Origin of the sequence: Brevibacterium sp. 239c, from assembly GCF_900169365.1 — a bacterium.
GTDB lineage: Bacteria > Actinomycetota > Actinomycetes > Actinomycetales > Brevibacteriaceae > Brevibacterium.
In genome coordinates this window covers 122,100-131,862 of sequence record NZ_FXZH01000012.1, presented here as the reverse complement: position 1 = coordinate 131,862, position 9,763 = coordinate 122,100, and the positions used below count along the sequence as shown (strand labels likewise).

The 9,763-nt window shown below is 63.1% G+C and carries 9 protein-coding genes; 4 read left to right on the top strand and 5 right to left on the bottom strand.

The features are described from left to right. Window positions 1–229 precede the first annotated feature (229 nt). A complete protein-coding gene (locus BSP239C_RS12490) occupies window positions 230–1,627 on the top strand; it encodes an IS1380 family transposase (RefSeq protein WP_101573331.1) in 1,398 nt (465 codons plus the stop codon). A gap of 170 nt (window positions 1,628–1,797) precedes the next feature. On the opposite strand, the gene BSP239C_RS12485 is transcribed toward BSP239C_RS12490, so the two are convergent. Beyond that, window positions 1,798–3,147, bottom strand: a complete 1,350-nt coding sequence (locus BSP239C_RS12485) for a Stealth CR1 domain-containing protein (RefSeq protein ID WP_101573329.1) — start codon at window positions 3,145–3,147, stop codon at window positions 1,798–1,800. A gap of 166 nt (window positions 3,148–3,313) precedes the next feature. Here BSP239C_RS12485 and BSP239C_RS21150 point away from each other — a divergent pair, with 166 nt between their 5' ends. Beyond that, window positions 3,314–3,439, top strand: coding sequence for a hypothetical protein (locus BSP239C_RS21150; protein WP_257930196.1), 126 nt, complete (start codon window positions 3,314–3,316; stop codon window positions 3,437–3,439). 77 nt (window positions 3,440–3,516) lie between these two features. After that, complete coding sequence (locus tag BSP239C_RS12475) at window positions 3,517–5,499, top strand: acetoacetate--CoA ligase (RefSeq protein WP_101573327.1); 1,983 nt, start codon at window positions 3,517–3,519, stop codon at window positions 5,497–5,499. A gap of 36 nt (window positions 5,500–5,535) precedes the next feature. On the opposite strand, the gene BSP239C_RS12470 is transcribed toward BSP239C_RS12475, so the two are convergent. From BSP239C_RS12470 to BSP239C_RS12455, 4 genes are all read right to left on the bottom strand, one after another. Beyond that, the gene (locus BSP239C_RS12470; protein WP_219618896.1) at window positions 5,536–6,543 is read right to left on the bottom strand and encodes an NADPH:quinone reductase; all 1,008 of its coding nucleotides are present in this window, start codon (window positions 6,541–6,543) and stop codon (window positions 5,536–5,538) included. A gap of 78 nt (window positions 6,544–6,621) precedes the next feature. Beyond that, window positions 6,622–7,377, bottom strand: coding sequence for an ABC transporter permease (locus BSP239C_RS12465; RefSeq protein WP_101573325.1), 756 nt, complete (start codon window positions 7,375–7,377; stop codon window positions 6,622–6,624). Continuing rightward, on the bottom strand, window positions 7,374–8,090 hold the full coding sequence (locus BSP239C_RS12460) for an ABC transporter ATP-binding protein (RefSeq protein ID WP_219618895.1): 717 nt from the start codon (window positions 8,088–8,090) through the stop codon (window positions 7,374–7,376). The genes BSP239C_RS12465 and BSP239C_RS12460 overlap by 4 nt, the downstream gene beginning before the upstream one ends. A 1-nt stretch (window position 8,091) precedes the next feature. Continuing rightward, window positions 8,092–8,637, bottom strand: coding sequence for a TetR/AcrR family transcriptional regulator (locus tag BSP239C_RS12455; RefSeq protein ID WP_101573321.1), 546 nt, complete (start codon window positions 8,635–8,637; stop codon window positions 8,092–8,094). A gap of 99 nt (window positions 8,638–8,736) precedes the next feature. Here BSP239C_RS12455 and BSP239C_RS12450 point away from each other — a divergent pair, with 99 nt between their 5' ends. Further along, window positions 8,737–9,693, top strand: a complete 957-nt coding sequence (locus tag BSP239C_RS12450) for a universal stress protein (RefSeq protein WP_180959008.1) — start codon at window positions 8,737–8,739, stop codon at window positions 9,691–9,693. Window positions 9,694–9,763 lie beyond the last annotated feature (70 nt).

The following is a 9,763-nucleotide window of genomic DNA, read 5'->3' as shown; positions in this document are numbered from 1 at the left end:
GAGTCCCCGCTTCTGCTGTGGCGTGACACGGTGGTTGTGTCATACCCGGATGCGAGAATCATTACCTATACGCGGCAACGGAGCTGGAATCAGGACCGACTGGCCAGCCATGAAAAATCGAGGTTAGGATCGACCGGATGGTGGACTGACAGAAGAAAAGTGCTCCTGACCAGGGATAATGGTGTTTGCGAAGACAACCAGAACCCGTTGGAAAAGGAGCACTCTCACAGTGAAGCCTACCCGCACCTATCCTCGCTTGCACGTCGATACCGCGCCCAGCAACGCCATCGGGCAAGCCGGCGGCATGTTGTTGACCGAAACCGTGCACACCAGCGGGATTGGCCACTACCTGAAGCAGGCATTGGCAGCGTGGAAGAAGCCCTTCGCCGTCCACGACCCCGCGAAGATCCTCACCGACATCGCCATCACCCTCGCACTCGGCGGTGACGCCCTCTCCGATAGCTCCGTCCTCCGCGACGAACCCGACCTCTACGGCCCAGTGGCATCGAACCCGACGATCACCCGCCTCATCCGCACCCTCGCCGCCAACGCCGATCGAGTACTGGCTGCTCTCAACACTGCTCGGGCGGCGGCCCGTGCCCGGGTGTGGGAACTCTCCGGGGCTCAGGCACCAAACCACGAGACAGATGCTTCGACTCCGCTGATCGTCGATATCGATGCCACCTTGGTCACCGCTCACAGCGAGAAGGAAGACGCGAAACCCACCTATAAGAAGGGATTCGGGTTCCATCCCCTGCTGGCGTTCATCGACCACGGAAGACCAGGCTGTGGCGAACCCGTTGCTGGGCTGCTGCGTCCCGGTAATGCGGGTTCGAATACCGCCGCCGACCACATCACACTGGTCAAAGAAGTTCTTGCTGGCCTGCCCGGCGGCAAGCCTCGTCCGGGGAAATCGGTCCTCATCCGCACTGATACTGCTGGCGGCACCCACGCTTTCCTGAACTTCCTCACCAGGAGGCGTCTGTCGTATTCGATCGGATTCATGCTGCCGACGACGATGCCCGACCTCTACCGCCAGCTGACGAAACTGAAAGCGTGGGAGCCGGCCTACGACACGAACGGCGATCCCCGTAAAGGGGCCGATGTTGCCGAACTCACCAGTGTCCTTGAACTCGATGATTGGCCGGACGGGATGCGAGTCATCGTCCGCCGTGAACGTCCCCACCCGGGTGCCCAACTGCGATTTGACGATGTCGACGGATACCGACTGACCGCGTTCGCGACGAACACGACCGGTGGCCAGCTGGCTGATCTGGAAGTCCGGCACCGCTGCCGGGCCAGATGCGAGGACCGGATCCGGATCGCCAAAGACACCGGGCTGCAAAACTTCCCACTCAAGGATTTCGACCAGAATCGGATCTGGTTGGCCATCGTCGCTCTTGCCGGTGATCTGCAGGCCTGGAGCGGACTGTTGGCCTTCGCCGATGATCAGATTCGCAGGTGGGAGCCGAAGAGACTGCGCATGCACATCTACACGGTGCCGGCCACGATCGCGAGGACCGCTCGCCGGGCCGTGGTGCATATGAAGAAAACTGCCCGGTTCGCTCAAGACATCGTCGCCGGCCTGAACCGACTGCGTACCTTGCCGGGACCCGAGCCGGGATAATCGTCCTGGTGTAAGTGTCCGTTCGAGTAGAGGAAACCACTGGGGGTTGGGTCCCCGCCGAACCGTGGCGAGACACGGTGGTCGCGTCATACCCGAATGGCACAATCGGAACCGAATGCGCTCCATAGCGCGAGAATCATGGGCGCGAGCCACACCATGAAAAATCGAGGCTAACGTGCCACTCTCTCAAATTCCTTTGGGTGGTTCTTCTCCATCTCAGCCAATACCGAGCGCAGTTGCGGATGCGGCGTGTGCTTGAACTTGTTCGTGACTGTACGACCGAATTCTCGCTGGAGGAGACTCCTGTTGCGTTTTGCTGCGGACAGGACCGGCAGGTCACGAGCCGAAGGGGGATCGATATCCAGAGGTGCCTTTGAGGGGAAGAATTTGGATTGACCATTGCCAGCAAAGAATAGCGATGGATTGGTGGGGCGGAGGAAGAAAATGTCGTCATTCAGGTAGACATACTTTTCACTCAGGCCTGGAATGTGATGGAGCTGGGATTCAATGGCATGGGAGTTGAACACCGGCAGAGCTTCACTGTCTGCGAAGATCTCTCGATGATCGACAACAGTGATCTTCGGGTGGTCGGTATCGAGCCACTCCGGTACTTGTCCATCTGTGACAATGTAAATGTGGTTAACCCAGCTGGCATAGGCTTCGACCGATCGCAGTGAGTATTTGAGCTCGTCTCGGCTGGTGAATCGAGATGGAATCGTCGCAGTCTCATTCACCGCTCCGTGTGTGATCGCTGCTTCCGACCTGCGCTTCCGTAATTGCCAGTCGGGATCGTCACCGTCGACCCATGTGTAGACGATATCGACAGGGTCTACGACGTCATAGAGATGCGGATACTGCAGGCTGATCTGACCACCGGTTGAAAGCGCCTCCTGCCACACCTGTGGTGTCAGGTATTCGACGACGACACCCCGCCTCGAGATGCGTCGGTGCAGCGTTCCGGGAATGTGGCTCTCGCCGTCAACGCGCTCCACATTGTCGCCCAGGACTTCCCAGACCTCGATGATGATGTCCTCAAACCGAGTATTCAGCCGACGCCCGCTTGGTGCATGCAGGCGGCGCTGACAGTGGATTCGCCTCACCTCAGCGGGTCTAGGCACGAATTTCGACAGTTCACCGCGACGGCCAGAGACGCCCATTGCGTGCGCGCCCCAACCGTCGTCAGCGTTCAACTGCAGGAGAGCTTGCAGCAGCAGCTCTGCTTGAGTTTCGGCAACCACAAGTATCGGGTTGAACGGGTGCGAACGAGGCAAGATCACTGATTCGACTCCCGCTGCCTGCAACTCTGCGGTGACAGTTGCGAGATTCTCGTTGACGGCCTCTCGGGCGTCATAGCCCCGTTCAGGCGTCTGACCCGCGCGTGCGTTGCGGCTGAAGGCGCGCTTCTGCCATTCGAACTCTCGGTGCTTAAGTTTTGACATGACGATCTTCTGATCTGTCGAAGTCCGTTCTGCGCCCCAACTGCGCAGGCGTTCAGCCAGCCCGTTCATCAACCTGATCATGCGCTCCAAATTTGTGATTAAATTGCTCAATTAGCAATGTTACATACCAGTTCGTTATGCTCCTCGACCCGAATTCACACTTATACAGCAGTTTCCGCGTAAACATCGGCCTTCCGTCACGGAAACGTTACAGAATCGACATACTCACAACATAGGCAGTATCGAGATGAACGAAGCCGTTCGCGCCGCCGACATCGTCCTACTGCTCGTCGATCACAACGAATTCGTCCGCCTGGACCGGACACTGCTGGCCCAGAAGATCGTCCATGACACCCGAGGAGTGTGGAGCTGAGGACCACACAGAGCCGCTTTGTAAATAACCCTTAGTCTTAACTCGTACCTTCGAGCCATCCGAGTTGAGGAGAAGAATTGACCACTGAACCGATCTGGCGCCCGAACCCTGACCAGACGCCCCGCCCGCAGATCCAGGCGTTCGCTGAGTTAGCGAACCAGCGCACGGGGCAGGACATGGTCAGCTACGACGATCTGTGGCAGTGGTCGGTCAACGACCTCGAGGGTTTCTGGGGAGCAGTCTGGGACTTCTTCGACGTCATCGCCGACGAACCCTATACCGAAGTGCTCGCAGACAAGTCCATGCCGGGCGCCACCTGGTTCCCCGGCACCCGCGTCAACTACGCCGAACACGCGCTGCGCGCCGGACTCGACGATAGCCTCGCCGACGAGCCTGCGATCATTACGATCACCGAAGACGGCAACCAGTCCGAGACCACCTGGCGCGAACTGCGCCGCCAGGTCGGCTCCGTCGCCGCGTGGCTGCGCGGCCAGGGAGTCGGTCAGGGTAACCGAGTCGTCGGCTACCTCCCGAACACCCACCACACCCTCATCGCCTTCCTCGCCTCCGCATCACTCGGTGCCATCTGGTCGGCATGCGCCCAGGACTATGCCGCCGAGGGAGCAGCTACGAAACTCGGCCAGCTCGAACCGAAGGTCCTCTTCGCCGCCGACGGCTATTTCTGGAACGGCCAGGCATTCGACCGCCGGGACCAGGTTGCGGACTTGGCGACACGGATCCCGTCGCTGCGGGCAGTCGTCGGGGTCGGCAACCTCGGTGTGGGTGCCCTTGATGAGAACAACGAGATCCCGAACCTGGCCGACTGGGACGAGATCTCCTCCGGCGATACTGAGCCGGAGTTCGTCCGCGTCGATTTCGATACCCCACTGTGGGTGCTCTACTCCTCCGGGACCACAGGCATTCCCAAGGGCATCGTGCACAGCCACGGAGGGGTCGTCATCGACCATCTCCGCCTGTTCGGTCTCCACCTCGATCTACGACCGGGTGACCGGTTCTTCTGGTACACGAACACGAACTGGATGATGTGGAACCTCGTCGCCTCGGCACTGTTGGCGGGCGTCACCACCGTCTGTTTCGACGGCAGCCCCCTGTACCCCGGCCCGGGCCGGCTGTGGGAGATCGCAGCGGACACGCACGTCAATGTCCTCGGGGTCAGTCCGGGGATCTTCCTCGCCGGAATGAAAGCCGGACTCGAGCCCGGTAAGGAACTGGACCTGAGCTCCCTGCGGACCATCGGCGCCACCGGTGCTCCTGTTCCCGCCCACTGTTTCCCCTGGGTCCGCGACGCCGTCGGCGAGCGCGTGCAGTTGGCCTCGACAAGCGGGGGCACGGACGTGGTCAGCGGATTCGCCGGGTCCGCGCCGAACCTCGAGGTGTGGGAGGGCGAACTGTCCGCCCCGTTGCTCGGAGTGGCCCTGGAATCCTGGGACGATGACGGCAACCCGCTCACCGGCGAGGTCGGGGAGATGGTCATCACCGGCCCGATTCCGTCGATGCCGGTGAAGTTCTGGAACGACCCCGACGGGCAGCGCTACCGCGACACCTACTTCTCGATGTTCCCCGGGGTATGGCGCCACGGCGACTGGATCACCATCACCGAACGCGGCAGCGTCATCATCTCCGGACGCTCGGACGCGACCCTCAACCGCCACGGTGTGCGCCTGGGCAGCGCGGACATCTACGACATCGTCGATGGCGTCCCAGAGGTGGCCGAATCCCTGGTCATCGGCACCGAACAGCCGAACGGCGGGTACTGGATGCCACTGTTCGTCGTTCTCGCCGAGGGGGCTGGGCTCGATGATTCGCTGCGGTCGCAGATCGCTCGGGATCTGCGTGAGAAGGCCTCTCCCCGCCATGTGCCCGATGACATCATCGCTGTGCCCGCGATCCCGCATACCCGCACGGGCAAGAAACTCGAGGTGCCCGTCAAACGCCTCATCCAAGGGCATGCGCTGGAGAAAGTGGCGAACCCGGATGCAGTGGATTCGTTCGAAGCGCTGAGCTATTTCACGCGATTCGCGGCGGAATGCGAGAGCTGAGAGACAACGGGCGCGGTTGCCGCCTAAGGCCCGTCATCACGGCACGATGAGTATCCGGCCCCGCACGTCGCCGGCTTCGAGGGCTCGGTGGGCTGCAGCCGCCTCGGCGAGGTGGAACGTCGTACCGACTCGACCGCGCAGTACTCCGGTCGCCAACAATTGGTTGATCACTTTCGCCGCCTCGGCGAGGTCCGCGGCCGAAGCGTTGCTGATCGCGAACCCGAGCACGCTGGCGTCGCGGGTGTAGAGCTGGCCGATAGGCACCCTCGGCGACGATTCCATTCCGGCCATCACGATTACCCGCGCACCGTGCGCAAGAAGGGGAACGGACCCTTCGAAGTTATCGTCACCGCTGGCGTCCCACCACACATCGACTCCGTGTGGGGCAGCCGATTCAACCTGTGTGTAGTAGTCGGGGGCATGTTTGTCGATGACGACGTCGGCTCCGCAGTCGGCGACCCACTGTTCGTCGTCGGCAGAGGCACCGGCGATGACATGCGCACCCATAGCAGCAGCGAATTGGACGATCGCTGTGCCCACGGCGCCGCTGGCCGAACCGACCACGATCGTCTCCCCCGGCCGCAGCCGCGCCTCCCGAACGAGGCCTAAGTAGGCGGTTCCGGCCGCGTGCAGGGTGGGGGCCGCCTCGGCGGGGGTGATGCCCTCAGGCAGGTGGTAGAGCCGTTCGGTCGGCACCGCTGAGAATTCGGCGAATGATCCCTGACGCCCGGCATGGCCGAGGCTGTTGGTCCAGACCCGGTCACCTTCAACGAAATCCTCGACAGCCTCCCCAACGGCGGCGACGGTCCCGACGAGATCACGGCCGATGACGAAGGGGAACGGAAGCGGAGTGCGATACGCCCCGGAGCGGACGAAGAGGTCGACGTGATTGACCTCGCTGGCCTCCAACCGCACCAGGACATCGGTCGGGCCCAGCCGGGGCACAGGCAGAGGGCCGATCTCGATGGCCTCAACACCACCGGTGGCGGTGATGAACGCTGCCGTCATCTGACCTGGAAGGCTCACTGGTTCCATCCCCTTCATTTACCGTTCCTTCTCAGTGAATCATCTGCTGGGGATTGAAGACAACAACTCCCTTTCGTTTCGGCATCGATGGCTGATTCACCGCCGCAGCTGCAGCCGATCCCAGCTGACCGCGGTGAGCACTGCGAAGACGAGTGCGAAGACGACAACCAACCCCAGTTGAGCCACCGTCACGGCGGACCCATCGCTCATCGCCCAGAGGGCGGGAGCGGCCACGGGCATCCAGCCGCCCACACCCAGCAGGGCGGTCACCTGCGCGATGACGACCAGCCCGACCGTGCAGCCGACCCCGGCGAGCACCGAACCGCACACTGTCGCCGTCCAGGCGACCGGGATCGCAATGAAACCAGTGAGAACCATGAGCACCCACAGCCGCACCAGTCCCGCCCAGACGCCTTCTGCAGGAGACCCATATCCGAAAGCCAGCCCCAGGCAGAGAACACCCAATGCCAGAATCAGACCGACCGCCCCGGTCCACAGCGCATAGACGGCAAGTTTGGCTAGAGCGATCCGTCCACGACTGATCGGCAGCGCGAAGAGTCCGGTGATCGTTCCATCGCCGAATTCCCGCCCGAACATCCACGCCAGCATGACCCCGAACCCCAAGAGTGACCCCACAGAGATGATCTGAGTGGCCGCCGGCACCAGACCGGCCCAGTCCAGACGTGCCGCCGAACCCAGCTTGGTCACGAGGTCGCTGCGCTGCTGGGCAACACCGAACGTGATCCCCGCCAACACCACCACAGTCCCCACCAGCAGCGCACAGGTCGTGATGACTCCGACCAGGGAGCGACGCAGCTTCAAGGATTCGACGCTCACCGCGGCCCCCATCATGGTGTCTCCTCACTCGTGCGGCTCTCGTCATCGGCCCGGAGACGTGCGAAGAAGGCCCTTTCCAAGTCCGGGCCTGCAGTGTCGAGTCCCCCGATCAGCCGGCCGGCGTTCATCAGCAGGACACGATCGGCGATACGGGCCACTTCGTCGAGGTGATGGCTGCTGACCAGGACCGCCGCACCCGCCCGCGCCCTGCGCAGCAGCTGCTCACGCAGCAGGATCACCGAGGCCGGGTCGAGGGCGTTGCTCGGTTCGTCGAGGACGATCATGCGCGGATCGTGCTGCATCGCTGCGGCGAGGCCGACTCGCTGCCGGTTGCCCGAGGACAGGCGCCGGAACCGTCGGTCGGCCAGTGCCGTCAGCCGCCAGGTCTCCAGTGCCTCGGCCACCTGCGCAGGCGTTCCTCCGTGCAGCCGCGAGGACAGGCGCAGGTTCTCCTCAGCCGTGAGTTCCGGATAGGCCAGGGGCACGTCGACCAGCGCTCCGACACCGGTGAACGCAGATGACGGCAGTCGATGCAGGGGGCGGCCGAACAGGCGCACTTCGCCTGCCTGAGGACGCAGCATTCCCAGCCCGAGACGCATGAGTGTGGTCTTACCTGCCCCGTTCAATCCGATGAGAGCGACCACTTCGCCGGGATGGACTGCGAAAGACAAGTCGGTCACGCCGGCACCGCTGCGGAACCGGTGGCCGACGGCCGCGAATTCGAGCATGTCAGCGCCCACCCAACACATTCAGTGCATGGTTGATGACGATGTCGAGCTCGGGCTGACCATGCTCAGCCCAATCGAGCAGAGCGGTGCTGAGCCCACAGATCACCGCGGCCGCTGCGATCTTGGCCGCAGAGCGATCGACCTCCCGGCTCATCAGCGCCTCGGCGATGGCGTCGATGGTGGCCGCGCTGCTGCGCTCGAGCGCACCAGTCATCGAGGTCGCCTCGGTGATGATCGTCAGCCGCGTCCGCAGGTCGTCGACATCCGGGACTTCAACAGCATTCCACGCCTGCCGGATCCCTTCCGTGACCGCGCGCATCGGCGACTCCATTTCGGGACGGGTCCGCACCGCTTCAGCGATTCGCGGGTCGAAAGGATCTTCCAGCAGCAGTGCCTCCTTCGATCGAAAGTGCCGAAACAGAGTCATCTCACTCACCCCTGCCCGCTTCGCGATCTGGGCCGTGCCGGTCTGGTCGAAGCCATCCTCGGCGAACAGCTCCAGGGCCGCCTGCCGCAGGTCTGCATGAGTTCGCTGCCAACGGTTCATCCTTTAATGTTAGTCACTAACATTTATTTGGCAAGAGTCCCGAGGCGCCAGTCTCGGGCACCAGCCTCAGCCACCGCATGCCTGGCGTACGGTGAAGGTATGAATTCCCTCTTCACACTCCCGCCCGCGGACATCCTGGTCGGAGTCGACGGTTCGGACAACGGCCGCGAGGCGTTCGCGACGGCGATGGCGATCGCGAAGGAGCACCACTGCTCGATCCGGGTTGTGGGCGCCTACAGCGTCCCCGTGATTCCGCGTCGGCACGCTCCGACGATCAGCGACGACCGCCATCGCAGCATCGGCCGCACGACTCAGGAGATGCTCGAAGAGCATGCCGCAGAAGCGCGACGGGCCGGAGTCGACGCCTCCGCTCAAGCCATCGAGGGAGATGCGGGAGAGGTCCTGACCGAAGCCAGTCGCTACTCGCAATTAGCCGTCGTGGGCAAGCGTGGCCGCAACCGTCTGGCCAGTCGCCTGCTGGGCACGGTCTCAGGCGACCTCGCTGCGCGGGCGTATTGCCCAGTCCTCGTGGTCCCGCTGCGAAACACCGATACCGACGAACAGTCTCCCGCGCCTGCGGGCCTCGAAGCATCGACGCCGACCGGCCAGCGCAGCGAATCGGATTTCATCCACGAGGTCATTGCGGGAATCGACGTGGACACTTCGGCTATCACGGTCGCAGACACGGCCGCTCGCGCCGCCGAGCTGAGCGGACACCGGCTCGTTCTCCTCTCTGCCGTTCCCACGGAGGCGAGCCCTTCGGGTCAGCGCAGAACAGATGACCAGGCCACGGCTCATGCCAGGCACGCCGACCACCTGGAGGAAGTGGCAGCAGAAGTCACCCGGCGCCACACCGGACTGGCCGTTCGCCGCCACCTCCCGGAGGGCTCGGCGGCGACCGTGCTCTCGGAGGCCACGCGCACAGCAGCGCTGGTCGTTCTGGGCAGCCGCGGCCGGGGTGGCCTGACCAGTCTGCTTCTGGGCTCGGTGAGTCGAAGTGTGCTCAACCAGATGGCAGCACCCGTTCTCATCGTCCCGAACACGACGGCGCAATAGGCACTCTGCGCGCCGGCTGCAATCCGCCAAGCATTTCCCCGGTATTCTGCTCTCCCCACAATTCTACATA

Bases quoted from the DNA above. Each gene is read 5' to 3' on its own strand.
- BSP239C_RS12485 (WP_101573329.1), bottom strand. From the start codon at position 3,147: ATGATCAGGTTGATGAACGGGCTGGCTGAACGCCTGCGCAGTTGGGGC.
- BSP239C_RS12465 (WP_101573325.1), bottom strand. From the start codon at position 7,377: ATGATGGGGGCCGCGGTGAGCGTCGAATCCTTGAAGCTGCGTCGCTCC.
- BSP239C_RS12460 (WP_219618895.1), bottom strand. From the start codon at position 8,090: ATGCTCGAATTCGCGGCCGTCGGCCACCGGTTCCGCAGCGGTGCCGGC.
- BSP239C_RS12450 (WP_180959008.1), top strand. From the start codon at position 8,737: ATGAATTCCCTCTTCACACTCCCGCCCGCGGACATCCTGGTCGGAGTC.
- BSP239C_RS12455 (WP_101573321.1), bottom strand. From the start codon at position 8,637: ATGAACCGTTGGCAGCGAACTCATGCAGACCTGCGGCAGGCGGCCCTG.
- BSP239C_RS12470 (WP_219618896.1), bottom strand. From the start codon at position 6,543: ATGAAGGGGATGGAACCAGTGAGCCTTCCAGGTCAGATGACGGCAGCG.
- BSP239C_RS21150 (WP_257930196.1), top strand. From the start codon at position 3,314: ATGAACGAAGCCGTTCGCGCCGCCGACATCGTCCTACTGCTCGTCGAT.